Here is a 26105-nt window from a genome sequence, read left to right on the forward strand (position 1 = left end):
AAGAAAATTGCGTTCAAAGCGCTAGTTGTTGCCTTGCTTTTCTCGCCGAGTGGAAATTAAATAGGAAATCAGCACCGAGAGGAACAATATTCCGCCGATTATAAAAATCGATAAGAAAGTCGAAATGTGAATTCCAAAAGCGGAAACGAGCATTTTTATTCCCGTAAACACGAGAATAAAAGCAACTCCATATTTCACATATTCAAACTTCGATTCAAGATGTTCAATTACAAAAAACAGCTGTCTTAAACAAAGAATTGCAAAGATGTTCGAAGTGTAAACAACAAACAAATCTGTAGAAATTGAGAGTACAGCAGGAACAGAGTCAACAGCAAAAATAATATCAGAACCTTCAATGAGGATGAGAATTGCCAAAAGAGGCGTCATCATGCGTTTCCCATTTTCGACAACCATAAACCTGTCGCCATGAAGTTCCTTTGTGACAGGGAAAACCTTAGAAACCGTCTTGAAAATGAACGAATCATGAGGATCAGATTCCTTTTCAGGTAGCCACATCTTAATTCCCTGAATGATTAGGAATGCGCCAAAAATCCAAACTACCCACTCAAAAGTTGTGATGAGTGCAATTCCAAAGAAAATAAAAAGGAACCTCAGCACTACTGCTCCAATGATTCCCCAAGCAAGGCATCGGTGCTGAGCATGCTCCGTCACGCCAAAGCTTCGAAATATCATGAGAAAAACAAAGACGTTGTCAATCGACAGCGAAAGCTCAGTTAGATAGCCTGCCAAAAATTCCTGAGCTCGGACTTCTCCTTCTACCACCCAAACGCCTATGTTAAAAAGGATGGCTACTCCGATCCATATGAGTAGCCATTTAATTTGCCCGATTAAATGAGCACGTTTCTTATCCAATTAGTCCACCACAATTTTTAAACTACTAGTGTTTATCGTCAAAATCGCCAAAATCGAATCTTGCCCCATATTTATCAAAATAGGGGTCAGTTGGAAGCTCCTCCTGCTTTTCAGGATCAAGGAGTTCAGGATGCTCAAGTTCGTCTTTTTTGCGAGCTTCCTCTTCTTCAGCATCTCTTTTTGCAATGATATCTTTCTCACGTGAAAGATAATCGTCCCACTTGTTTTCAAGCAATGCTTGGCAAGCTTCACCTTCAACAGTTTCACGGTCAATCAAAACACTTGCCATCAAATCCATGTGTTCTTTGTTGGCGTTCAGAATTTCAAATGCGCAATCATGTGCTTCTTTCATGAGTCTTGACACTTCTTCATCAATCTTGCGCGCTGTTTCATCAGAGTAGTCCTGAGTATTGCCATAATCTCTGCCCAAGAAGACTTCGTGATTTGGCTGGCCAAAAACTTGGTTGCCAAGAGGGCTCATGCCATACTGCGTAACAATAGCGCGTGCAATCTTTGAAGCACGTTCCAAGTCATTAGACGCTCCAGTAGTCACATCGCCAATGAAAATCTCTTCAGCAACACGACCACCCATCAAAACTGCAAGTTGTGCTTTCATCTCCGACAAAGAATTTAAAACTTTATCTTCCTCAGGAATGCTTAATGTGTAGCCAAGAGCACGTCCGCGGCTAATAATTGAAATCTTATGCACTGGATCAGCATGCTCAAGACTAAATCCAACGAGCGCATGGCCACTTTCGTGATAGGCAATAGTCTTTTTGGTTTGTTCGGTGACGACTCTTCCTTTGCGCTCTGGACCAGCGATAACCCTCTCGAGCGATTCTGAAACTTCACGCTGGGTGATAATTTTTTTGTTTCTTCTCGCAGTCAAAAGCGCAGATTCGTTGAGTAAGTTCATAAGATCAGCGCCAGTGAAACCAGGCGTAATTTTTGCAATAGCATCCAAATCTACGTCGCTACCAAGAGGTTTATCTTTCGCATGAACATCAAGAATCGCACGACGACCTTTTACGTCAGGAGTGTCAACCACAATCTGTCGATCAAAACGACCTGGACGAAGAAGAGCTGGGTCCAAAACGTCAGCACGGTTTGTTGCAGCAATGAGCACAACGGAGTCTTTCTCATCGAATCCATCCATTTCGACAAGAATCTGGTTTAATGTTTGTTCACGCTCGTCATGGCCTCCGCCAAGTCCAGCGCCTCTTTGACGTCCAACAGCATCAATCTCATCGATAAAAATAATTGATGGAGCGCTTTCCCGTGCCTGTTTAAACAAATCGCGAACGCGAGAAGCACCAACACCAACAAACATTTCAACAAAATCAGAACCTGAAATGCTGTAGAAAGGAACACTTGCCTCCCCAGCCACTGCCTTTGCAAGCAAAGTTTTGCCTGTTCCCGGAGGGCCCACAAGCAAGCAGCCTCTTGGGATTTTTGCTCCTATCTTGTGATATTTTCGAGGATCAGCCAAAAAGTCTTTAATCTCTCGCATCTCCTCAACTGCCTCATCAACACCAGCTACATCATCAAATGTAACTCTTGGTCGCTCTTCTGTGTATTTCTTAGCTTTTGAATTACCAAAGCCCATTTGAGAATTCTGTTGCTTGGTGATTTGATTTAAGAAAAGGAACATAATCGCACCAATCAAAATGATTGGAAGAAGTGATTGCAAGATGTTCCAGAAACCGCTAGGTAAAGTAATGGAATAGCTGATTTCAGGGTGTTGCTTCATCAACTCACCAAGAGAATCGCTTCCAACATAAACACTTTTGTACTTCTTTGGCTCATCTGCCTTATCAGAAGTAAGAGTTTTTGTTTGAATTCCAGCATTACCAGAAGCATCCACAACACCCGACTCTTCTAATTGCAAATTTATTGCTTCAATCGATTTGTTTAGTGAAGACAATATCTCGCTACCAGGATTAGTTGTAGGGTAATATTCACCTGCGACAGTATATTCACTTGCAGAGTATGTAACGCTTTTTACCCTGCCTTGCTCTACAGCTTGCACAAACTGAGACGTATCAAGTTCGTCAACATCGTTGCTTTTGAAAGGATTCACTAGCGAAGACATAATAAAAACTAGCGCCAAGAAGCACAATAGTGTCACTATCACCGTCCGGCGCGATTTCATCTTCGGAGGAATTGAATTTCTGTTTGGAGAAGGCGAGCCAAGAAACTCTTTATTATGGCTATCCTCATTTGATTTATTTTGATTATTTCTAGAGTCTTTTACCTCGTCAGAGTCTTTGTTCTGATCATTGTCTTCAGCAAGCATTACTCTCATTTAACGGTTCTTTACTTTCTTTCGTTTTTTGTGCAATTTAACAAGAAATTTTAACACAGCCACAAATTACCATTTGACCCTCCACAAGCGTCCTAAGCACATTTGATACATTTGAAGTAGTCATCAAGAAAATTCTTAAAAGCGATTAAGAAATCTCCTATTTCAAACGAAATTGAAGCGTAGTTAGCATCAAGATTTTGATCAGCAGAAACATTAAAACTGACCTCCGAACTATCAACAGACTCTTCTTTGATGTCGTCAATGTCTTCAAAATGGTGAAGACAGTTGTAACAAACATCCATATCATCAAACAATCTACTGTTGCACACTGGACATTTCTTCACGATCAGCCTCCTCTGCAAAATATTTATCAAACAGCAAGGTTTCTCCAGGCTCTACCCATGGCTCAGCACTTGAAAATCGTTCCAGAACAGCTTCAGCATCTTTGTGTGTCAAGAGTGAACCAGGTTGCACATCATGATAAACTGCTAAAACAAAAGCAAAAGCATCAACAAAAGCTATGTCAATTGGTTCTTTCATGCCAACCGTGTGAACACTGTTGCACATCATAAAAACTCTCGTAATGTTGTCTTTCTCTGTGAACTCGAGCCCTTTGAGTCTTTCATAGAACGACCAGTAGCTCTCAAATGGAAAATAGCCATTGTTTCCTCTAACAACTTCTGGCCAATCATATTTTTTATAACGCGGTCTTTTCTTCTTCTTCATTTCCAGCTCCTAATATCGTTTTTTCCAAACTGAACATCTTGCAATTCACAAATCACACCCTTTACCCTGGCTCTACCCTCTTCCCCGAGCAGTTTTTCAAAATCAACCTCAACTTTCACTTCTCCAATTACTGGCAAGTCAGCAACAGCAACATCAAACTTTGCTTTCTTTATCTCTTCGTCAAACTCTGAATTTAAAAGACTTGAAACAGCGGCCATGAAATTAGTAGAAGGTGAAGAAGACTTCCTAGCAAGCGACTGTGCGCTTTCAAACGCAGAGGCAAAATCATCCTTTGACCCCTTAATCACCTTTTCCGTGTTTCTTATTACGGGTTTTTTAGCAACCCAATCAGAAGGAGACAATCCTAATCCATCAAGAGTGTCGTATAGCAAGTTTTTAGCATGACCAGCAAGTTCTGAAGATAGCTCACCTGAACAAGATTCGACATTAAGCAAGTTGCCCGAAAGTTCCTTTTCTTCTCCAAACTGATTAAGGATGTTTCTCCAAACTCGTGCAACAACGCTGTTGTCATCGGTCTTAGGCTCCAACCTTTTCATGAGCATTGAAATTCCGCTTTCTGCTTTATCAGTTTCAAGCTTTGCTCCCGAAACTGCAAAAGTAAACCCAGGCTCATCATTTTCTCTAACAAACAAGTTATCAACAGAACTCTTGCTTTTCCCATTCTTTGAAACAGTGAGAGAAATTGCACCGTCTCTGCCAGGAGGCGACACTTTAATCCTCGCCTTTTTCGCCTCGTTTAAAAAACTAGACAAGGCATCATTTGCCTCATTAAGCGTATCTTTCATCTTTCCAGATGCTTCATCAAAGGCTTTCTTCGCCTCGTCAAATGAATCCTTTAATGCACGAATCTGGTGATAGTAATGTTCAAAACCACTGACAGTGTTTGTTGTCGCAGAAGCAACACTGCCAACATTCGAGGTGCTAAACTCACAAACATCGCACTCAGAAAATTCTTCAGAATCAAACTGCGAACAAGACCCGAGAGAGACAAAACCAGCTGCACAAGGCATGCCGGGATTAGAATGCATTGTTCTAGTTCCAGAACTTTCAGTTATGGGATAAATGTTCTCGTTGTATCTGTCTGAATCCCTAAAACTATTTGCCTCAGAATAAAGCTCTGGCAAAACATATTGCCCCGAATCTCCTAAATTTCCAAGACTATCCTCAAATTCGCTCACGCACCATTCGTAATAATCCTTACGAAGATATGATCTTGAACGCTCCCTCAAATCATCCAAAGCCTGAGGGGACTCAGTTTCTTTTCTCGATTGGAAGTAGGCAAAAGAGCGACGAAAAGCAACATTAAAATCCCATGCATCAGGAGAGGAATAATGTGGATTATCAGTTGAAGAAATGTTTGATAGCGATGATGCTCTTTCATAAAGACAATAGGCAGGGTCTGCGCCACAATCTAAGACCCACGCTTCGCGATTAATTTTGTCCATTTCTTCTTTTAGTTTTTGTAATTCTTCTGCCTCTTTTTGAACTTCATCAACCTGGGAGCTTGCTTTACTTTCCGCTTCTTCAAGAGCAGAAGTGTCAAGTTTTATTTCCTTGACCTTCATTGGAACAAGCACAGCAATCCCCAAAGAATTGCCAGAATCTAGTTCATTTTCTTGAACAACATTTAGTGCGCTAACCGCTGATAGCAAAGGTAGTGCCTCTTGATAAACAGAGAGCCCCTCTTTCGCTGTTGCCGAAAAAGACGAACGAGCCTCACCGATGTCATTTGCCTTGGCAATTAAATCAGCGCTAGTAGCAACATTGCCTGCGCATGCGAACACTATAGCTGTGCCCCAAAGAACATATTGAGCCGCATTCATAACGACAATGGCAGTGTCACATGTGTTCGCAACGTTATAGAACTTAGCCACTTGCGCCTCCGCTGCCAGAACCGACGCATCCGATGTCTCTTGGATAGAAGCAGCCTCAGTTTCGATTTGATACAGCCGAACCCCAGTAAACATTAAAGCAAGCGCTACAAGGATTGAAATTCCACCACCAATCGAAGCGCTGGCCTTGCTCGATTTAAGCTTGCTAATCATAAAACATCACCTGCTCGGTAGGGATTTACACTCAATGCGCATTTATGCGACAACTGAAACAATTGCACACCAAACACGCTAGTTTTCATTCCAATTCCAAACAATGTTGGAGACCACATCAGCTCGCACTCATAGCGCGTGGTAAACAAAGAACTCTTACTCACTGAAACACTTATGCTTTCATTTGACGCAGAAAAGCTTGACTGCAACGCCGATTCAATCCTAGATGCAGGTCCGAAATAGCCCTCATTAATAGCAGGCGTTGACGCCTCGCACCTGATAGCATTTCTCGCTTCTCTATCAAAACGTGCACATTCACTTGCAAAAGAAAGTGCATTAACTAAGACAACTGCAACAATAATCATGATGGGAAAAACAATGCTCAACTCGACAGCCATCTGCCCGCTCTTATCATCAATTTTTTCGCATGTCTCCCCAAATGAGCAATGCTTTTTCAGATTGAAAAGTCGCAGAAAAGAGTAGGGTCTCACCTTTTTATTTTTTATCAAGCACTTTGAAAAAGGTTGCGAAATTGCAATTGCTCCTTTAAACTGTCTGCGCAACTGTTGAGAATCAACAAAAAGAGTTTTGGAGTTTTTCAATAATTCCATCATTTTTTACCCACCCAGTCAGGCTGCACAACTTGTTTAGAAGTTGCAGAAATCTCGATTACCCCATTTCTAGTAGCACCACCAAAAGCCCGGAGCGCAACATCAATTAGAGGAACCGCCTTTAATTTGTTCGATATGCTCACTTCAACCTTTGATGATCCTCTGCCAGAAATATTGATTTGCCAAGTGCAACCTCCTTCATGAATGTGAAACAAGTCTGCTTGAGGCACAGCCGAAAGTCTTCTTCTGATTAAATACTCAATATCGGCATTTTTTTGCGACCCTGGTTCAGAAGCCAGCCTGCATGCTTCAGAAGAAGCTGAATTCATAACGATCAGGTCGTAAAAAATGATTGCAGGTTGCACTAAAAGCAAAATCAAAGTTAAAAGTACAGGAATCATAAAGGCCGCTTCCAAAGTTGCCTGCCCGCTTGCTCCCTTAATCTTCAAGGCAATGTCAGAACGAAAACGCATCGATAACTCCAGCAATTGAATGTGTGACATTGTGAGAGGATGAAGTCATAGCATGAGCAAGAAAGGTTCCATCATTTAACTTGTTAAACAGCACAATTAAGGCAACAATCACCGACAATACAACGAAAGCAACAATCGCAAATTCAACAACAGATTGACCCTTTTGAGATTTGAATTTTCTTTCAAGAGCTACAAGATCAAAAACAGTTCTCTTCCTTAAAGCGAGTTCATTCCATCCGAGATTGCATCCCAAAGTTCTTGGAGCTTCGGCTTGAACACTGCTATTGCCAAAATTGCAATCACAACCAACACTCCGACAAGAATTGCATACTCGGTGGTCCCCTGCCCTTTTTTGCACACAAGCTTTGACTGCAAGTTGCAAAATGCACAACTCAACCTCTGTACAGCGATTCTTGAATGCTTGCGAACAGCTTTCCAAATTGATAAATCCATAGCTAACCTCCAACTTTCTATTCGATAAACTCATAATTCCTAAACACCTCCCCCGATCAGCTCCAATAAAACCGGGCCCAGGATCATGAGGAGCATTGCGGGCAAAATCAAGGCGCCTGTCGGAATCATCATTTTGATAGGTGCCTTTCTAACCTGTTCTTCTCGCTTTGCTTTATAAACAGAACGAGCTTCTGTGGCTGTAGACATTAAAGATTCACTAACTGAACTTCCAAGCTTCAAGGTTCTAATCAATCCCTCGATGGTTCTGGAAAACATTAGTGAGTCATATCCTTTTGAAACATCGCGAAGGGCATTCTCTCGTGACAAAATCCCGCTCTGCCAAAGTTGTTGTGCAGAAGCAATTTCTCTGCTTATTATGGTTTTGAAATTTGCTGTGTAAATCTCACACGCACGATCAAAGGAAAGGCCACTTCTCATACCAATGCTTAATATTTCGAGCATTTCAGGCAAGTGCTGCTCAAGCTCTAAAGAACGTTTCTCTTTCATTTTTTTTAGAACGTTTCTTGGGTAGGAAAACCCTAAAAATAATCCAAACAAGAAACCGAGAATTAGTAGCTCTTGTGAAAAAACTAAACCAATGAAACCAAAAATGACGGCTGTTAATAGACCAATTTTTAATTGAGCAGCAACGACAACGCTCGGCGAAACTCTGCCCGATAGCCCAGCAAAAACAATTTCACTTAGCAAAGCTGGTGAGCTTGAAAAGAAATTTGTAACCCTATTAAGAAAATTAGACTTAAACTCTTTCGAACCACCCAACTCCAAGTAGCTAATTAGGCGGTCCTCAATCGACAACCGTTGCTCCTTTGCTAAAGGAGATTCAGAATATAGGCAGTTTTTAACCCTCGCAACACGTTTGTTGCTCTCCAATTCCAAAGAGAAACTAAAAGCAGCAAGAAACGCCATAATCGCAGTGGTAAGAAGCAACAATATTTCAGATGATGCACACATATGTTTCACTCCTCACATTTCGCAAGTGTCTTTCTGACAAGCATTACACCTGTAAGTTGCATGGATAATGCAAGCACTAGAATCGAAATTCCAACAAAACTAGAGAAAAAAGGATTCAAGAAACCGGGACTCATAAACGAAAACAGCGCCAATAGAACAAACGGCAATATAGTCACAATTGAGGCTGACATTTTGGCCTGAGCAGTTTGAATGCGAAGGGTTCTTGCAAGCTCAAGCTCACTCAAAACCGACTCACGTGCACAATCAAGAACGTCTGCAATTGGGCCCCCTGTCACGTGATGAACGCTAAAAGCTACTGCAATGAATTTGAGTTCGGGAATTTCCCTGACGCTTTCAAAAACTTCCAATGATTCAGAAACTGAAGAACCCATGTTTAACCGATTGTGAGCCAAGAGAAAAACTTGCCCAAGCGCCCCTTTGCATTCATGCGAAGCCTGCTCAAATGTCTGCATTAATGAAAGTCCGCACCTAACACAAGTTGACAAACAACGAATTGCATCTGGCACTTGTTCGCGAAGCCCACTCAATTCCTTAGCGAGCAAATTAGTAAAAAACGCCGTCAATGCAAAAAAGATGCAAAATGCTACGCATAATGCGCAAATTAAAGAAATGGTAAAAATGAAAGTAAGACAAGCAGAAACAAACGAAAAGAGAATCAAGCACGATACTGCTGTTTTAGCTTCTACTATTACGCCTTTTAGTGAAAGATAGGTAACAACGCTGCAAGCATTACTATCAATAAACTTCAATTTTAGGATTAATGAACTCAAACTTCCAAACACTCTGTTAGACACACCAAAGATGAGTTGAGTAAAGCTTCCATCTTTCGTTTCGCCCATGCTCCACAAAATTTTTTGCTTCTGACAGCTTTCAATAATTACCAAGAGCGCGAAAAAAATGCTAATCCCTAAGAAACAAAAAGCGCAGACGAAGAGTGTGAAATATCTTAGTTCCACTCCAAAACCTCCTTAGCCTCCGCAAACCCAAAGGAAAGAGCCAAGTTTGGAACCCCAGCATCAGAAAACCAATTTCCACCTTCGTAAAATTGCTCTCGAGAATAAAGGGGTTCTATAGAAATTTGCCTTGCAAGTCTATCAAAATGAACTGAAGATATTTCATTCAGGTATCTGTTACCTCTACGGTCTCTTTTTACTTGAATAATGTAATCAAACGCGCTTCCAAGCTGGCTCATGATCGCATCAATAGGAAGATCAACAGCATATCTAACCAGGGCAGTCATTCTTTCGACGACATCTTCACTAGAGTTTGCATGAATTGTCGTCATGGAACCGTCATGTCCAGTGTTCATGGCTTGGAGCATGTCTAGGGCCTCTCCACCTCGACACTCCCCAACAATAATTCGATCAGGTCGCATCCTCAGTGAGTTCTTCACAAGATCTCGAATTGTAACTTCACCGACTCCTTCAGTGTTTTGTGGGCGAGCTTCCAGCCGCACTACATGCAAATCAGAAGAGAACTTTAGCTCCAAAGAGTCCTCAATAGTAATTACTCTTTCACCTTTAGGAATAAAACAACTAGCTGCATTAAGCATCGTGGTTTTACCGCTTCCGGTCCCACCAGAAACCACAATGTTTTTCCTAAGAAGAACTATCCATTTTAAAAATTGATAAACTTTTTGCTCTATAGATCCAGATTCAAGCATTATTTCCGGCGAAAGTACGTCTCTTCTAAATGCGCGAATAGTCACCATTGGGCCATCTGGAGAAATCGGAGGAATAATAGCATTCACCCTGTGACCGCGCATTAAACGAGCATTCACCATCGGACTTGCCTCGTCTATGCGTCTTCCAAGAGGAGCTAAAATTTTGTCGATGAGCACACGAACTTGCTCGTCATCCTCGAATTGCAAGTCAGTCTTTTCCAGAGTTCCACGTTTTTCTATATATATTTCGCTTGCACCATTGATGATTATTTCTGTGACGTCCTCATCGACGATAAAATCTTCAATTGGCCCCATTCCAAACACAACATCCATCAATGCAGAAGTCAATTCCGCTTCTCTGCTTTTAGAATTAGCAAATTGCTCATTGTTAAGAAACACCTGTTTGCATGCACCTGTAAGTTCCGAGCGCGCGCGTCGCGGATCATCTAACAGCATAGAGGCTATGTCATCGAGGGAAACATATCGTTGCACCTCTTCTTTGAGGTCTCTCACTGAAACTTCACTTTGAGTTTCACTCAGAATCTTCACTCCAAGAGCATCTGCTCTCGTGAATTCAGCTGATTTCACCATCTCTTGTAAGCTCATGACAGGCCTTCTTCCAATGCGCCTTTAGACAATTTCCTGTCTTTAGAAGAAAGGGGGCAAACGTCTTTCAAAAAATTGAAGATGGAAACAGCAAGTGCGTTCTTCTGCGAAACTAAATCATTGACTCGCGCACAACACATTTTCTCTTCAACCTCCAAGGAGCCATCTTTAAACTCCCAAACATCAGCACAACGAAGGGTTGCCTTGACATCAGAAGATGAAATTAATTGTTTCCTAGAGCATCTGTTCAGTGCAAATTTAAATGAAGCGCTTGAAACATTTAGACGCTCGGCAAGGTCAAGAGCATGCGCACACGCTCGCACCGAAGACACTCTCTGATCGATTAAAAACAGACACGCCGATGAAAACTTCAATAGATGCGCATGTGCATCACTCCAGTTAGATCCAGTGTTGATAATTATGCAATCAAAACAAGCGGAGAGATAATCTAGCAATGCTGGGAGAACATCACAAGCAGTTTCACTCGCTTCCAAACGTTTCGGAGCTGCCAGAATGATAAGCTCTCCTTCAATTGAACTTGAACTAACGTTGAAAGAATTCTTAGCTGCATCAGACAAACGGCCATTACTCACCACATCCTCATAATTCACAACATTCGAGTCTCTGAAAGCGGCTGCAAGATCTCCAAACTGAAAATCTGAATCAATTAAAAGTGTTTTAAAACCCAAGGAGGCCATCAAGCTTGCCGAAACTGCAGCAACGCAAGATTTTCCTGCACCCCCTGACCCAGAAAAGACCGTCATCGTCCAGCACGACTGCTTGGAATCTACAATTTCCTTTTCCGGCACTTCGAGAGCGCAATTTTCATCTATTTCATAATCATCAATCCCTAAAATCTGATCTTTCAGATCGTTATCTCTCCTAAAGAAGCTCTCTAATTCATCAACAACGATTAGTTCGTCAATTCGACAAGCATCTTTTCTAGATCGAAGAGAACCACTAATTTCCCTTACAACCAGAGCAACGAAGAGATTAAGATGGTCGTGTTTAATTGCTGCTGCCAGATTTATGGAGTCAACATCGTCAGACGAAATGACCAAAACTCTAGCACCTTCATCAAGCAATCTAGCGGCATTTCTAGCCTTTAAACCATCGCTCACGAAGAGGCAATCTTCTCTCGCCAGAAGACTAACAGGTAGCCCAAACTCAGTAGGAGATTTTAGACACATTGAATCGATACAAATAAGATTTTTCATAATTTAAAAACCCATAAAGAAACTGAAAAGAAAATTAAAAATAATCAATTCACGAAATTGACAAGCTCATTTAGCGGAAGGAAAAAAGTAACAGAATCGCTCGCTTCGCTTCCCTCAACCATGGCCGCAGAAAATAAAGCATCAAAATTTTCAAAACAAATAGCACAACTTGTTTCTTTGAATGCGCAATTCGAGCATACATTTTTTAAACAGCCAGGTTTGCAATCTTTAGGTTGTATGTGCACATTTTTCTCGCGTCCAAATCTAACGAAAAGTTTTTTCTTTAGGTCCGCTAAAGCAGGACAAAAACTCTGCCTTTCGTAGTGTTCTATCAAAACTCCAAGAGTGAGTTTCATTTTTTGAAAAACTTGATTAAGCGAACTAAGCATTTCATTCCTCCATCAAATCGCCAACTTGTGGCATTTCCCTGTCGGAAGGAAGCACAACATATAAGCTCAATTTCTGCGCAGCACTCACAACCTCTTGAGCTTTTTCCTTGTCGACAGCAACTGTAATCCATTTAGTTTCTGAATTAACAGTCTTGTCAGAATTTGAAGTTTCGAGAATTTGAACATTTGAGCAGATTTTCGTAGTAGACGTTGATCCAGTCGCATAAACGTCAACTTTCTGATTAACCCGAAGTGTACCTCCAACCGATGACGTGTCATTCAACGGAAGCGAAACGGCAACTTTGCCAGTTGGCGCGTTGATTTTTGCGTCTCCTGATTGAAATCGTGCAGAAGAGATAACTTCACCTTTAAGAATGCTTGAGCCTAACTGCTTGCCCTCACACTCAGAAACATCCCTAACCGCATCAACTGGAAGAAGAGAGTTAACCCACGGCTTGACTTCAATGTCACTTTCTCTAATGGTTTCACCGCCAGCAATGTCTCTATTGGCAACGCACACCTCAACGTTAACGCCTCCAAAATCACTGGCAACCTCTTGCTCTTTTGCAGCCGCATCACTTTTAACACTAACCAAAAACGCGCCTGCACAACCAGCAGCAATAAGCCCTGAACAAAGTGCAACTTTTATGTTTCTGCTCAGCCCGGGCAAAACTTTTAGCCTCACAATAACCCCCTTTAAGATCAAACTTGCGTTTCGCTTCGTCGACGACAAATTTAAGTTTCAAAATAAAAGTGAAAAAACATGTGAAACTTTTACCCACAAAATGCATATTGAAAACTTGGATTGAAATGAAAAGAAAGTGAGAGATTTAGTGTTGAACTAGTGAAGACACAAATGAACAAATTGTGACGATGCTAATGAAGAAAAACTGTTGAATTTTTCACGTTAAAGATGAATCTTCACTGAAGAAGATAATGAATATATAAAACTAATTAGCAACTGATTATAAAAACGAGTTAATTAAGAAGAATAATGTGAGTGATTTGTGAATGTCGAATTTCAAGCAAAATAGTTCCTCTTACTAAAGTTAGGGCTGCGGAAAACTTTTGTCCCTAAAATCATGAATAGCATCGCAGGAAAAGAGCATCTAACCTCTAGAATTCTGCGCTTGGATTTCAGAGTGAGGAAGAACAATAAAGATTTACTTTTAAGATTTAGCCTAAGGCTGACAAACTAGAAACAGTCAACTAATCCAAAGCTAGAATCAATAACGCTATGAAAAAATTGGATTTAGAAAAGATGGTGGTCGAGGAGGGATTTGAACCCCCGACCGTTTGCTTGTAAGGCAACTGCGCTCCCGCTGCGCCACTCGACCATCTAACAAGAAAAGTCGCACAATATGAACCGTGCGACTTGAAATTATAACAGACTAATTACTACAGTTTAAGAAAAGAACTAATTTAGCTACTTAATAAATCTTTTTATTCCCACTAGTTCAATGAAAATAGATTTATTTCATGTTTACGCAATGAATCTTTTCGTCACGCTCAAGATAGGCCATAACTTCTTCAGCTGCCATTTTTGCACAGTTGTCTTCAGCCTCAGCCGTTGAAGCCCCAAGGTGAGGAATGACAATTGTGTTAGTCATTTTTACAACTGCAGGGTTTGCGAAATCGGTTACATATTTAGCAACTTTTCCACTTTCAAGAGCTTGAGCCATGTCTTTGTCGTTGACAAGCTTATCGCGAGAGAAGTTCAAAAATACAACTCCGTCTTTCATATTGCTAATCGCGTCGGCATTTATCATTCCTGAAGTTTCTGCCGTTGCAGGAACATGGATTGTCACAAAGTCTGACTTGCTTAAAAGCTCGTTCAAATCTTCAGTAAACAAAAGTTTCTCGCTAATTTCCTTTGCTTTTTCCTGATTTAGAAACGGGTCATATCCAACACAATTCATGCCGAGCGCCTCTGCTGACTCGACAACAAGGCGGCCGATTGCTCCAAGACCAACCACGCCAAGCGTTTTTCCTAAAATCTCGCCGCCAGCAAAAGCCTTCTTAGCTTTCTCAGCACTCTTGCCAACATTCTCATCTTCAGCATTATCGCGAACCCAGTTGCATCCACCAATAATGTCGCGACAGCTGAGAAGCAAACCTGCCAATACAAGCTCCTTTACTGCATTTGCATTTGCGCCAGGCGTGTTAAAAACGGGGATGCCCTTTTCTGCAAGAGCTTCAAGTGGAATGTTGTTAACGCCAGCACCAGCGCGTGCAACACATTTAACCGAATCAGGAAGCTCCATATCGTGCATGTTTGCACTTCTAACAAGAATCACGTTAGCTTCATCGATAGAATCGACAATTTCATAATCATTTGTGAAACAATCGAGGCCTTTTTTTGAAATGTTATTTAAGCAATGAACTTTATACATGAAAACCCTTTCTGCTTTCTAGCTGGCAATCTTCTCACCACGAAGAATAACACTGTTTAATGTGAGGTCTTCGTTCAAAATTAAAATATCGGCCGAGGCTCCTTCACAAATTGTGCCCACTTTTCCACCCATTCCAAGAGCGCGAGCGGGATTTTCGGTTGCGCATTTCACTGCACTTTCAAGCGGAATGCCAGCGGTTTTTACAGCATAGCGCAAACAATCGGGCAAACATGTAACACTTCCGGCAATCGAACCGTCAGCAATAGTTGCAAGAGAACCATGAACGGTAACGTCCTGCCCCCCAAGATCATATGTTCCATCTTCAAGGCCGCAAGCCCGCATGGTGTCAGAAATCAATATGATTCTGTCATCTCCAAACAGCTTGAAAGCCATTCGAATGACAGCTGGATGAGAATGAATCCCATCGCAAATTAATTCGGCCATTACTCTGTCATCATCAAACGCCGCAACTACTGGACCTGGCTTCCTGTGATGAATAGGATTCATAGCATTAAACAAATGAGTCATCTGACGAGCACCCGCTTCAAAAGCACTGTTCGCCTCATCAAAAGTAGCGCAGGTGTGAGCAATCGAGACACGAACGCCCTCATCGGTCGCTTGTTTGATGAAGTCAAGATTCCCAATGACCTCTGGTGCGACATCTACTAGCTTAATCATTTTTCCACTGGCATCATTTAGTCGATTGAACTCTGCAATGTCGCCGGCATGGACATATGCAGGATTTTGTGCCCCCACTTTGTCAGGAGAAATGTAGGGGCCTTCCATGTTAATGCCAGCAAAAGTTGAACAATCGCTTGGGGTTTCACCTCTCTTTTGCGCTTCAACAAATTGAGAGACGCTATCCATTATTGGCGTCAAAATCTCTTCGGAATAGGTCATTGTAGCTGGGCAAATTGAAGTTGTTCCGACACTTGCCTGAAATTTCGCAATTTTTACAATAGATTCAACTTTTCCATCACAGAGGTCTGCACCCACGCAACCATGAAAATGCAAGTCAACGAGACCAGGAATTACATAGCAACCACGTGCATCAACAGTTTCTCCTGAATCTGTTGCACCTTTAGAAACAGCAGTGATTTTCCCATTTTCAAACGTTACGTTTTTGCCTTCTACAAAAGCGCCATCTACGAAAACCTTTCCATTAATTACAGCCATTTGTGCTCCTTAACAATGAAGTCTGACATGTTTTTAAAATAAAAAATTTTGCATTCACTTGCAAGTCTGACCTGATATTAAAATTTTAAATTTATGTCAGACTTAAAAATTAAACACCTCAAAATCAAAGCCTGACATGCTTTTCAAATCTCATAAACCGCTGCCGACCTCACGATTCTCTAATCAACAAACGAAGTCTGACACCAAAAATGAAATTTAAAATTTATGTCAGACTTAAAAATTCAAGAATTATGTTCAATTTAACATTGAAGTCTGACATGCATTTTAAATAGCAGGGAATAAAAAAACCAGATAAGTTTTATTTCTGGCTTTAAAAACTAACAATCGATTAAAGCTGGCTTGCGGCCTCTTTGTCGAGGATGATTGTGCAATCAGGATGACTTTGCAAAATCGAAGCCGGAACTTGTGGTGTAACTTCTCCCTTGAAAGCCTTCTTAACAATTTCTGCCTTACCTTCACCTGTTGCAAGGAGCAAGACTTTTTTTGCTTTCATGATTGTGCCAATTCCCATTGTGTAGGCAGCCGTCGGAACCTCATCGATTGAGTTGAACAAGCGAGAATTTGCCTCAATCGTCGACCGAGTTAGCTCAACATAATGCGTAGCAACTGGGAATTCATCGCATGGCTCATTAAAACCAATGTGTCCATTGTGGCCAAGCCCGAGAAGTTGTAAATCCACGCCGCCAGCTTCCTCAATTGCTTTTTCATAGTCTTCGCACATTTTCTCTGGATCATCGCTGTTACCAGATGGAACATGAGTGCGCACCTTGTCAATGTCGACGTTATCGAACAGATGATGATTCATGAACCAGCGATAGCTCTGGTCGTGATCTCCATCGAGTCCTGCATACTCATCCAAATTAAAAGTCGTTATGTCTTCGAAAGATACCTCACCGCGCTTAAACTTCGCAACAAGCTCTTCATAGGTTCCAATTGGAGTAGATCCAGTGGCAAGGCCCAACACGGCAGCGGGCTTCGACTGAATTTGCTCGGCAATAATGTCGGCCGCAGCACGTGAAACGTCTTCGTAGGTTTCTTCAATAATGAACTGCATACAATCTCCTTCATACTTTTAGGTCCAGAACAAAAATGCCTGCTTGAATCCCTCGTAACTCCACGCATAAACATCGGAATACCATCCTGTTTCAGGAACAAAACAAAGGAGCAGACTGTATATCACACTCACTGTGACCGTGAGTATTATAACCTTGTACAAAAGATTAGAACTCAAGTGCAAAGGCACAATTGAAATGTCTTTTCCGCGCGAGAGACTTTCCTCTTCCGCCTCATCCAAAGACGAAGAGAGAAGAGCATTTTCGTTAAGAATAAACGCAATGAGAACGGCCGCCGCAAGAAACATAAATGAGAAATCAGCGTAATAGCGTTGCAAAATTCCTGCAACTTCCGCATCAAGAATTGCAACAATAACACCACTAACAATGAGAGCCAGAACAACTCCGCTAACTGTTTTAGTTTTTCGTTGTGCATTACGAATTTTCAAGACAGGGAAAGCAATAATTATTAGCCAAAGAATTGGAAGACAAGCAAATATTCCGCCAAAAGTTGCCTCACGAATGGTTTGTCCAAAATAGGTCGACTCAAAAGCAGTTTCTTGAATGAACGGAAAAACACCAGTTGTAGCCGGAGTCTGGAAAAAATACATGAAAAGCGCTGGGGCAATTCGACCAGCGTTGATACCTCGTTTTGTCATGTCGTTCACAGTGAGATTGTAATTGGCGCCAAAATCCAGCGGCGAGCCAAAGCGCGCGTAGTTATAGACAAACAGACAACAAACAACAATCACATATGGCGCAATCAAGCAAATGAATTCTTGCAATCCATCCCTGGTGGTAATCCTTTTCTCACTAATGTATGCTCGCCAAAACAAAGGAAACGCAAGGAATGAAAGAATTGCAAGTTGTGGACGACATCCAACAACAAGCGCCATGCACAAAGAACCAGCGAAGAAAACCAGCTTCTTGTGGGTTCTGTGCCTTCCCATCATCCAGAAATAAAGTCCCCAAACGGTAAATGCTATCGCACATGCAATTGGCAACGAATAAAAAGTCGGGAACTTTAAAAGATAAAGAGTGCCCGAACACACAACAATTGCAACTTGAAGTATGAGAAAAATGCCGAGGTTAACGCGCTTAAAGTGATATTTCGCAAAACGATGAAGCAACGCTGTTATTCCCGCAAAGAAAAATATCGTCGCAATCAAAACACCAATTGCGGTAGGGAAATCGGATCCAGTCAATAAATAAAACGGCAAATAAAACAACAGGACAGGAACAACACCAAAATAAACATAATAATGGCCATCACGATAGGCAACATCAAATAGGTAGTCTTCCCCGCTTTCTTTTTCCGCTTCATCACGTGAAACTTTATCGTAGGGGTTGTCCATTTCTTGTAACCATTGCGGTGGTTCTTCCAGAAGCGAAACCTGCCCTTGCGCAAAAGCGCGGGCTAGTAGTGCATATTGTTGCGAATTCTTTCCGCCGACTTGATAGGAATTCACTATGGAGTGACCATCCCAATCGCCATAGTTATAGCTTGAAGTTGCGATACCGACTAAATTAGAGCCAAAAAACATAAAAGTCGATGCCAAGCAAATCTCGACGAAAGTGGCACCAACAATCAAAGTTTTCGATGCGAAATCGTTTTCTCGAATCATGATCCGATAGATTGCAGACTTCGGTCTGAAGGCATAAATAACAAGCATTGCAAACAGGACAAAACCAAAGCGCACAAAATTGAAATCAAAAGGCCTGTTCGGGTTTATCTCGATAGTGTTGAGATAAATCGGATATTCCAAATCGTGTGTGCCGTCAGAAACAACCTCAATTTTAATATTGTGCAACTGCCCAGAGCAATTGATTCGAATGTAATGTGTGTTTTCAATTGCGGTAGATAGCGAAGACAGCGGAATGCCTTCTGTATATTCAGTTGAATCAAAGTAACTCACATGAGCATCGTCGGTAAACTGGATCTTTACCCTCAAAGCTTGAGCCTTCTGAGAGTCGTCAAAATCAAGAAACAACGAGTTGACCTTCGTGTCTACGTTTTTAAACTCAATTGTGTGATTTGCACTCGTGAGAACGAATGGCGAAATTCCATCTTCGTTAGTCTTGTTGGTCCTTGTTGCAGTAATTTGGCTCGCCATGTCAATGGGCTCATTTTTTAGCGTAATAAAGTAATTGAAATTGAACACAAACGTCTCCAACAACACTGCCGCAGGCAACAAAAGTAGCAAATTTCTGCCCAAGCACTGGAGTTTTTTCTTCCTGGGCTCGCCCCAATTTTGCCAAATATAACGGGTGTTTTCGTGGATTGAACGCATTGCAAAATTATAGCATGCAGTATAATGAAGGCGTTCTTAGAGGAAACTAGAGAAAGTGGGGTTATGCCATGAAGTTTTCAGTTTCAGGGCGTAAAATGCCAGTCACAGATGCTCTTCAGAAGTATGCGGAAGAGAAAATCAAAGACTCCGTCGAACAACTTGGATTAGACATCATCAACTGCGACGTAGTTTTGTACTGTGAGAAAAATCCTGCAAATCCAACGCCGGCAACCTGCGAAGTTACAGTGACATTAAAGGGACAAATTGCCCGCGTCGAAATTCGTGACATTGATATGTATGCAGCAATCGACATCGCTGCCGCAAAAATCGTTCGCCAGCTTCGCAAATATAAGACTCGCACCTATGAAAAGAGAAGAAGAGAAGCAGGTGAAGCTCCTTTGGCTGCAGCTGCCACAAGCGGAGATCTTGACATCGAAGCATTAATGAATGAGTTGACCGAAGACGACATTATTCGTCGTAAAGAGATTACCTACACAGTCTGCACCGAAGAAGAAGCACTTTCAAGAATGGACCTTCTTGGACACGACTTCTATATCTACACCGACCGTGATTCAAACGATGTTCACCTTCTTTACAGAAGACTCGACGGCGGCTATGGTCTATTGTCACCAAAAAATTAAGGGCTAGAGAAAATAACTTAACTAGCAAATTCCTTCAAATGGGCTCGAAGCTCACCGACTGAATAAAGACTCCCAAAGCAAACAATGACACTTTGGGTGTCTTTTTTTGTGGCTTCATGCACAGCGCATTTAAGCGCGGCGTCAAGTGCCCCTCTTGCATTAGAAGTTTCGTGGGTAACGCCATATTCAAAAGTCAAGGCCGACAAATCATCTGCGGGAAGTTTTCTTGGATTGTTGGGTTCATAGACATAAAACTCGTCAATCAAATCACCAACATTTTCAAGAATGCCACGTGCGTCTTTATCTTTTAGAACTCCCATTACAGCGATGATTTTTACATTTTTCAAACATATGTCAGACTTGTGCGTTTGATCGAAATCTGCTGTGTCGACTTTGAGGTCTGACATGTTTTGAAAATCTACATTATTCAAGTCTGACATGATTTGCAAATTCTGTTCTTGTTTACAAAAAACACGGTTTTTAAGGGCTTTTGTAACATCAAGAAGCGAATCACGAAGAGCAGCTGCTCCATCAGGGTTATGCGCACCGTCAACAAATACAAGGCAAGGAAGCCCGCACGAAAAAAGCTCAAAACGACCTGGCCAAGTTGCATTTTCGATGCCAGCTTGAATTTTGCTCTCATCTATGCCCAAAGCGAAGGCTGCTTCAATTGCAACTGCTGCATTTTCTGGCTGATAGGCACCAAGAAGTTGAGTGTAATAGCTTTTGTTTCTGTATAAAAAACTTCTAGTGGCATTAAACGAACAATGGAAGTAAGAGTTGCATTCACAGGATTTATTTGTTCCAGAAACAAATTGTAAATTGCAATTATTTTCTGAGTCACACACATGCGCCAAGTTTGAGAGGCGATCTGCATCGATGCTAGAAAAAGGCTCAACCGAACTAGTTAAATAATTTCTGCGGTGCGAATGATCAAAAACAACATCTTCACAATCACATTCAGAAAAGACAGGTTCGTTTTGTCTACAGCACATTAAAAGACCGCCCTGTCGCAAGGAGGCTTTGTCAACATAGATTATTTCTGAGTTTGTTTTATTGGCAACTTTTTCAATTGCAAGTCTGGCTTCTTCTGTTTGTTGATCGACAACAACTCGAACACCAGGCTTAATTATTCCCGCTTTCTCATATGCAATTTTTTCAAGAGTGTCACCAAGAATTGCTGTGTGATCCAGGCCAATTTTTGTTATTACAGAAAGCAAAGGGGTTATCACATTCGTAGAATCAAGACGTCCCCCAAGACCAACTTCGACCACACAAATGTCGCACATCTGTTGGAAGAAATAGACAAACGCAACTGCCGTCATCAACTCAAATTCCGTCGGATGCTCTCCAAGTTGATTCTCAACTTGGAGAGCTTTTTCTTTCACCAAAAGAGTAATTTTCGTGAGATTGTTGATATCAATATCTTCATTGTTCACGCGGATGCGCTCTTCGAAGTGATCAATGTAGGGTGATGTGAATAAACCTGTTTTTAGGCCACCCTCTCTTAAAATTGCATCAAGATAGGCACAAACTGAACCCTTGCCATTAGTTCCTGCAACATGAACAAACTTAAGTTGGTTCTGTGGGTTCCCAAGAAGCTCAAGTAATAGTTCAATCCGAGAAAGCCCAAGCGAAACCTTTTGCCATCTTGGCTCGTTGATGTAGGCTATTGGATCAAACATAGATGCGGTTCAAACGCATTGCTCCAAGGTCGCAAGCCAGTTCGTAATTAATAGTGTTGCCAGCTTCAGCCATTTCATCAAGAGACACACAATTATCTCCGTCTTCGCCAATAATCGTAACAACTTCTCCGACCATCGGATCTGATTGAGGATTAACAGCCAAGCGACGTTGTGAAACTTCAAACATGCACTGGTCCATGCAAATCGAACCAACTTGCGGATGCCTCTCCCCTCTGAAAAGAAAGTCGATTTTGCCACTTAATGCGCGATGCAAGCCATCGGCATACCCAACAGAAATCGTGCAAACTTTAGCGTAGCCGCGGCTCCTGTAATGAAGACCATAGCTCACGCCTTCCCCAATTGGCACGCTGCGAACGTCGGTGATGTGAGCTTTCACACTCATAACGGGATTTAGTTCAATTTTCGGAATTGTTACAGGTGAAGGCTTTAGGCCATAGAGAATAATTCCAGGTCGGCACATGTCGAAATGAACACCAGGATATTTCAAAGTGGCAGCTGAGTTAGAGCAATGTACAATTCCAGGATTTACTCCAACTGCACGAATCTCATCAATTGCAGTCTTGAAACGATTTGCCTGTCTCTCGAAATCGAGCGTGTCAATTTCGTCGGCAGTGGCAAAATGCGTAAAGCATCCCTCCAAGTCTAGAGCTCGATGGAATGAAATGAGACGAGCAAACTCTGCCGCTTCGTTCCAAGACACACCAATTCTGTTCATGCCTGTGTTAATGGCAAGATGAAATGGGGCGTGCACGCCTCGTGCGTCTGCTGCTTCGCCATACTGAATTGCGAACTCGGAATCAAAAACTGAAGGCATAATGTTAAAGTCGAGCAATGCTTCAATTGCATCGAAAGGCGGTTGAGAAAGCATGAGAATTGGTTTTGAGATTCCAGCCCTTCGAAGTTCAATGCCTTCTAGGACGGTTGCGACACCAAAATAGTCGGTTCCGCAGCTCTCAAAAACTTTTGCACAGCGCACGGCGCCATGTCCATATGCGTCAGCTTTAACAACGCTCAGCACTTTCGTGCCAGGCTTTAGCGAGCGTTTAATTGCATAAAAATTGTTGCGCAAACGCCCAAGGTCTATCTCCACCCAGGCCCCGCGCAACGCATTTAAATCATAATCATCAAGTGATTTTGTGTATTTATTCTCGTCCATAACCTAATTATAATTTCACTCCGATGGCCCAATTGTCACTAAATACAGTAGCGCGAATTATTCATGAATTGGTTACAACTAGGTAACAGTTTTTTAATGTCACATAAAAAATTCGATTATTTTTTGCCTTTACGACTTTTCTAAGAATTCTCTGTTTTAACTCGGTGATACAGAAATTGAGAAGTGGCGAAACGACGGGGAAAATAGGCATTGCTCTTGTTTTTACATGCGAGTAAATAAATTCAAAAAAAGCCTTTTACCCAAAAAGAATAAAGAAACACCCAAACAGTCATAAATTACGTGTTAGACAAAGAGAAAAGCACCCGCGCAATATCGAGGGTGCTTTTATTTGTCTCTTAAATAAAGAAACCAAAAAAGGAATAACTAATAAACCATTCCCTCATAAAGGACGTGATTTTCGAGGATATTTGAAACTTGCTCACGTACGGTTTTAAGAGTTGCTTCGTCGCTTGCATTAAATGCAACTCTCGAAATCATGTCACCAACATGGTAGAACTCTTCAGAATTTAAACCCGTAGTCGTTGCTGCTGCGGTTCCAACGCGAATTCCGCTTGTGACAAATGGCGATCGTGTTTCATTTGGAATTGTGTTTTTGTTAACGGTCAGACCAGCAACTCCGAGAGCAGCCTCTGCCTCTTTACCAGTAACACCTGCAGCGGTGAGGTCGACAAGACACAGGTGATTGTCTGTGCCACCACTGACAAGACGAAGACCTCCGTCTGCGATTCCCTTAGCCATGCTCTGGCAATTTTCAAGAACATGCCCAATATAATCTTTAAATTCTGGCTTTAGAGCCTCGCCGAAAGCAACTGCTTTGCCTGCGATTACATGCATCAAAGGACCACCTTGCGTGCCAGGAAAAACAGCACTGTCTATTTTTTTTGCAAGCTCCTCGTTGTTTGTGAGAATAAAGCCGCCGCGAGGTCCGCGCAGGGTTTTGTGCGTGGTTGAGGTAACAACATCAGCGTAGTCAACTGGATTTTGATGACACCTAGCTGCAACAAGCCCAGCGATGTGTGCCATGTCAACCATCAAATAGGCCCCGACCTCGTGAGCTATTTCTGCAAAACGCTTGAAATCAATCTTTCGAGGATAGGCTGACGCTCCTGCCACGATTAAAGCAGGTCTCTCTTCTTTTGCTCTTTTTTCAACGGCATCGTAGTCGATAGTTTCAGTTTCAGGATCAACACCATATGCGCAAATGTCATAGAGTTTGCCCGAGAAATTCACTGGACTTCCATGAGTTAAATGTCCACCATGGTCAAGGCTCATTCCCATAATTTTGTCACCAGGTTTGATTAGCGCAAAATAGGCAGCCAAGTTTGCATTAGCGCCTGAATGAGGCTGAACGTTTGAGAAGTTAGCGTTAAACAACTTGCATGCACGCTCACGCGCAATGTTTTCAATCACATCGACGTTCACACAACCGCCGTAATATCTCTTGGCTGGATACCCCTCGGCATATTTGTTCGTACAAACGCTTCCCATTGCCTCCATTACAGCGCGAGAAGTGAAGTTTTCTGAAGCAATCAACTCAATGGAGTTGCGCTGGCGCCCAAGTTCAGCTCGCACTGCCTCATAAACTTCAGCATCAGTATCTCTTAAATTTTGAACTGGCATGATTCCCTCTAGTCTTTAAACTGATTATGTTAACTGCTTAATTATACGATTAAGCCCCGCAACTTGCGACCCGACTGGGTTAATGACAAAAACGACAACGAGAAGCCGTTCAAAAGAGTATAAGTAGCGATAGCTCATTTGAATCTTCTACATTAGGACGTGTCTGCAACCCGTGTTTAGCAAACACTGCGCCTAAAGAATTCTATGCTTGCGGAAATAAACGAATAGGAGCAAATTCATTGTGCTTCAATATTTCTGCTGCTGTTAACTTTCCACTGCTCACATGAAGTGTTTCTTTAAGTATCAAGTCTGCCGCTTCTGAAAGTGACATTTTTCCTTCTGTTATTGCACTAACATCAACATCAATGTTTTCTGAAGAATCAAGACATGCCTGAGCATTTCCGCAAATTTTAACGGTTGGGCAAAGAGGGTTGCCAACGTTGTTTCCTTTTCCTGTTGTAAATAGGCTAACCTGTGCACCACCTGCGCAAAAGGCAGTCAAAATTTCGGCAGCGGCTGACGATGTGTTCATAAAATATAAACCGCGAGAGCCACCATTTGGAATTTCGCAGGTGTCTAATATTCCCACAATTTTTGATGTGCCAAGTTTCTGTATGTTTCCTAATGCTTTTTCCTCAATAGTGGTGATCCCGCCAGCAATGTTTCCCTCGTTTGGTTGAGACCCAAGCAGGTCAACACCTTTTGACATAACAAAGTCGAAGTATTCTTGCCAGATTTTCAGAAATTCATCTTGTAATTCTTTAGTTGCAAAACGACTCGCAACAACATTCTCGGCTCCTGTTAGCTCTGGAGTCTCGCCAAAAAACATGTTACTGCCAGCTGCTGCAAGCCTGTCGGCGACAACTCCCACCGCAGGGTTACTCGCAATTCCAGACGTTGTGTCAGACTCCCCGCACTTAAGCCCAACCGTTAATTCCGAAATCGATGCCTCTTCGCGTTTTAAGGAAGTAGCCCACTTTACAAACTGAACTGCCTTCCTAGACGCGGCTTCGATAGTCTTTAATTCTCCATTTCCTGAAGTTGAAAATTTCGCGACAGGCTTGCCAGCAGATGAAATGCCCTCTGCAATTTTTGAAGTCCATTCGTCTTCAATGCCAAGGACAATTACAGCTGCAACGTTTGGATTCTTCCCACAGCCGATTAGCGTTCTGAAGTGTAGGTCAAGATCGGCGCCAAACTGCATTCTGCCATAGGGATGATAAAAAGTTGAAGTGCCGCTAACAATTGAATTTACGGCTCTGCAAACGCTGTATGACACTGCATCTAATGGAAGAATGAGAACATGGTTCCTAATTCCAACAGTGCCATTTTCGCGTCTGTATCCACTAAAACAAGTTGAATCAGACATCACTACCACCTCTTAGTCTTCAAATTGTGAATGTGGACAAGTTCACCTTTGTGAATCATCGCGGTTGCAACGCCAATCGTTTCGCTATACTCAATTAAATCTTGATCTTTGGCAACTTCAGATAGTGCAACCTTGTGAAATCGGGGGATGTCATTACATGCAAAAAAGGAATCACCACTGCATTCAGTTGAGGCGCTGATTACAAGCTCGTCTCCAACTACAACATCTTGCAACACGACCCCAACAGTATCGCCAAATTCATGAACAAAAACAGTTTTTGCCAT

Annotated in this window: 25 protein-coding genes and 1 tRNA gene; 1 reads left to right on the forward strand and 25 read right to left on the reverse strand. The window is 42.0% G+C overall.

What is annotated here, in order from left to right:
* Positions 1 to 21: 21 nt before the first annotated feature.
* The 20 genes from FXZ76_RS00345 to FXZ76_RS00435 all read right to left on the reverse strand — a co-directional run bounded on the left by FXZ76_RS00345 (position 22) and on the right by FXZ76_RS00435 (position 19308).
* The gene (locus FXZ76_RS00345) at positions 22 to 873 is read right to left on the reverse strand and encodes a TerC/Alx family metal homeostasis membrane protein (RefSeq protein WP_197682073.1); all 852 of its coding nucleotides are present in this window, start codon (positions 871 to 873) and stop codon (positions 22 to 24) included.
* A 25-nt stretch (positions 874 to 898) separates the two neighbouring features.
* Complete coding sequence (ftsH, locus tag FXZ76_RS00350) at positions 899 to 3178, reverse strand: ATP-dependent zinc metalloprotease FtsH (protein WP_269457030.1); 2280 nt, start codon at positions 3176 to 3178, stop codon at positions 899 to 901.
* Positions 3179 to 3270: 92 nt separating this feature from the next.
* Entirely contained in the window at positions 3271 to 3522 is a 252-nt protein-coding gene (locus FXZ76_RS00355; protein WP_147571466.1) for a hypothetical protein, read from the reverse strand.
* Positions 3494 to 3904 carry a DUF192 domain-containing protein gene (locus FXZ76_RS00360; protein ID WP_079535162.1) on the reverse strand — a complete coding sequence of 137 codons (411 nt, stop codon included), beginning with the start codon at positions 3902 to 3904 and terminating at the stop codon, positions 3494 to 3496. Before FXZ76_RS00360 ends, FXZ76_RS00355 begins: the two co-directional genes overlap by 29 nt.
* Positions 3901 to 5970 carry a hypothetical protein gene (locus tag FXZ76_RS00365; protein WP_079535163.1) on the reverse strand — a complete coding sequence of 690 codons (2070 nt, stop codon included), beginning with the start codon at positions 5968 to 5970 and terminating at the stop codon, positions 3901 to 3903. The genes FXZ76_RS00360 and FXZ76_RS00365 overlap by 4 nt, the downstream gene beginning before the upstream one ends.
* Complete coding sequence (locus FXZ76_RS00370; protein WP_079535164.1) at positions 5967 to 6584, reverse strand: hypothetical protein; 618 nt, start codon at positions 6582 to 6584, stop codon at positions 5967 to 5969. Before FXZ76_RS00370 ends, FXZ76_RS00365 begins: the two co-directional genes overlap by 4 nt.
* Entirely contained in the window at positions 6581 to 7054 is a 474-nt protein-coding gene (locus FXZ76_RS00375; protein WP_157887263.1) for a TadE/TadG family type IV pilus assembly protein, read from the reverse strand. Before FXZ76_RS00375 ends, FXZ76_RS00370 begins: the two co-directional genes overlap by 4 nt.
* Entirely contained in the window at positions 7038 to 7307 is a 270-nt protein-coding gene (locus FXZ76_RS06285; protein ID WP_079535166.1) for a hypothetical protein, read from the reverse strand. Before FXZ76_RS06285 ends, FXZ76_RS00375 begins: the two co-directional genes overlap by 17 nt.
* Entirely contained in the window at positions 7271 to 7507 is a 237-nt protein-coding gene (locus FXZ76_RS00380) for a class III signal peptide-containing protein (RefSeq protein ID WP_079535167.1), read from the reverse strand. The genes FXZ76_RS06285 and FXZ76_RS00380 overlap by 37 nt, the downstream gene beginning before the upstream one ends.
* Before the next feature lie 39 nt (positions 7508 to 7546).
* The gene (locus FXZ76_RS00385; protein ID WP_079535168.1) at positions 7547 to 8479 is read right to left on the reverse strand and encodes a type II secretion system F family protein; all 933 of its coding nucleotides are present in this window, start codon (positions 8477 to 8479) and stop codon (positions 7547 to 7549) included.
* Positions 8480 to 8484: 5 nt separating this feature from the next.
* Positions 8485 to 9339, reverse strand: a complete 855-nt coding sequence (locus FXZ76_RS00390) for a type II secretion system F family protein (RefSeq protein ID WP_147571467.1) — start codon at positions 9337 to 9339, stop codon at positions 8485 to 8487.
* 107 nt (positions 9340 to 9446) lie between these two features.
* Entirely contained in the window at positions 9447 to 10769 is a 1323-nt protein-coding gene (locus tag FXZ76_RS00395; RefSeq protein WP_079535170.1) for a CpaF family protein, read from the reverse strand.
* Positions 10766 to 11986 carry an AAA family ATPase gene (locus tag FXZ76_RS00400; RefSeq protein WP_079535171.1) on the reverse strand — a complete coding sequence of 407 codons (1221 nt, stop codon included), beginning with the start codon at positions 11984 to 11986 and terminating at the stop codon, positions 10766 to 10768. The genes FXZ76_RS00395 and FXZ76_RS00400 overlap by 4 nt, the downstream gene beginning before the upstream one ends.
* A 44-nt stretch (positions 11987 to 12030) precedes the next feature.
* Positions 12031 to 12375, reverse strand: a complete 345-nt coding sequence (locus tag FXZ76_RS00405) for a hypothetical protein (RefSeq protein ID WP_079535172.1) — start codon at positions 12373 to 12375, stop codon at positions 12031 to 12033.
* A 1-nt stretch (position 12376) separates the two neighbouring features.
* Positions 12377 to 13060 carry a Flp pilus assembly protein CpaB gene (gene cpaB / locus FXZ76_RS00410; RefSeq protein ID WP_157887264.1) on the reverse strand — a complete coding sequence of 228 codons (684 nt, stop codon included), beginning with the start codon at positions 13058 to 13060 and terminating at the stop codon, positions 12377 to 12379.
* A 577-nt stretch (positions 13061 to 13637) separates the two neighbouring features.
* Positions 13638 to 13712 (reverse strand) — tRNA-Val (locus FXZ76_RS00415).
* 135 nt (positions 13713 to 13847) lie between these two features.
* Complete coding sequence (locus FXZ76_RS00420) at positions 13848 to 14768, reverse strand: 3-phosphoglycerate dehydrogenase (RefSeq protein WP_079535174.1); 921 nt, start codon at positions 14766 to 14768, stop codon at positions 13848 to 13850.
* 18 nt (positions 14769 to 14786) lie between these two features.
* Positions 14787 to 15944, reverse strand: a complete 1158-nt coding sequence (gene nagA, locus FXZ76_RS00425; protein WP_079535175.1) for an N-acetylglucosamine-6-phosphate deacetylase — start codon at positions 15942 to 15944, stop codon at positions 14787 to 14789.
* A gap of 349 nt (positions 15945 to 16293) precedes the next feature.
* Positions 16294 to 17019, reverse strand: a complete 726-nt coding sequence (nagB, locus tag FXZ76_RS00430; RefSeq protein WP_079535176.1) for a glucosamine-6-phosphate deaminase — start codon at positions 17017 to 17019, stop codon at positions 16294 to 16296.
* Positions 17020 to 17037: 18 nt separating this feature from the next.
* A complete protein-coding gene (locus tag FXZ76_RS00435; protein WP_079535177.1) occupies positions 17038 to 19308 on the reverse strand; it encodes a cytochrome C oxidase Cbb3 in 2271 nt (756 codons plus the stop codon).
* Between the two features lie 68 nt (positions 19309 to 19376).
* Between FXZ76_RS00435 and hpf the strand changes: the two genes are divergently transcribed.
* On the forward strand, positions 19377 to 19949 hold the full coding sequence (gene hpf / locus FXZ76_RS00440; protein ID WP_079535178.1) for a ribosome hibernation-promoting factor, HPF/YfiA family: 573 nt from the start codon (positions 19377 to 19379) through the stop codon (positions 19947 to 19949).
* Positions 19950 to 19966: 17 nt separating this feature from the next.
* On the opposite strand, the gene FXZ76_RS00445 is transcribed toward hpf, so the two are convergent.
* The 5 genes from FXZ76_RS00445 to FXZ76_RS00465 form a co-directional block, all read right to left on the reverse strand.
* Positions 19967 to 21634, reverse strand: a complete 1668-nt coding sequence (locus tag FXZ76_RS00445) for a bifunctional folylpolyglutamate synthase/dihydrofolate synthase (RefSeq protein ID WP_079535179.1) — start codon at positions 21632 to 21634, stop codon at positions 19967 to 19969.
* Positions 21627 to 22811: an alanine racemase gene (alr, locus tag FXZ76_RS00450; RefSeq protein ID WP_079535180.1), complete on the reverse strand. Its 1185-nt coding sequence runs from the start codon at positions 22809 to 22811 to the stop codon at positions 21627 to 21629. The genes FXZ76_RS00445 and alr overlap by 8 nt, the downstream gene beginning before the upstream one ends.
* A 384-nt stretch (positions 22812 to 23195) precedes the next feature.
* Positions 23196 to 24452 (reverse strand): serine hydroxymethyltransferase, encoded by a 1257-nt coding sequence (gene glyA, locus FXZ76_RS00455; protein WP_079535181.1) that lies wholly within the window; start codon positions 24450 to 24452, stop codon positions 23196 to 23198.
* 202 nt (positions 24453 to 24654) lie between these two features.
* On the reverse strand, positions 24655 to 25821 hold the full coding sequence (locus tag FXZ76_RS00460; RefSeq protein ID WP_079535182.1) for a UxaA family hydrolase: 1167 nt from the start codon (positions 25819 to 25821) through the stop codon (positions 24655 to 24657).
* 2 nt (positions 25822 to 25823) lie between these two features.
* Positions 25824 to 26105 carry an SAF domain-containing protein gene (locus FXZ76_RS00465; RefSeq protein ID WP_079535183.1) on the reverse strand — a complete coding sequence of 94 codons (282 nt, stop codon included), beginning with the start codon at positions 26103 to 26105 and terminating at the stop codon, positions 25824 to 25826.

Source organism: Phoenicibacter congonensis (genome assembly GCF_902386915.1).
GTDB lineage: Bacteria > Actinomycetota > Coriobacteriia > Coriobacteriales > Eggerthellaceae > Phoenicibacter > Phoenicibacter congonensis.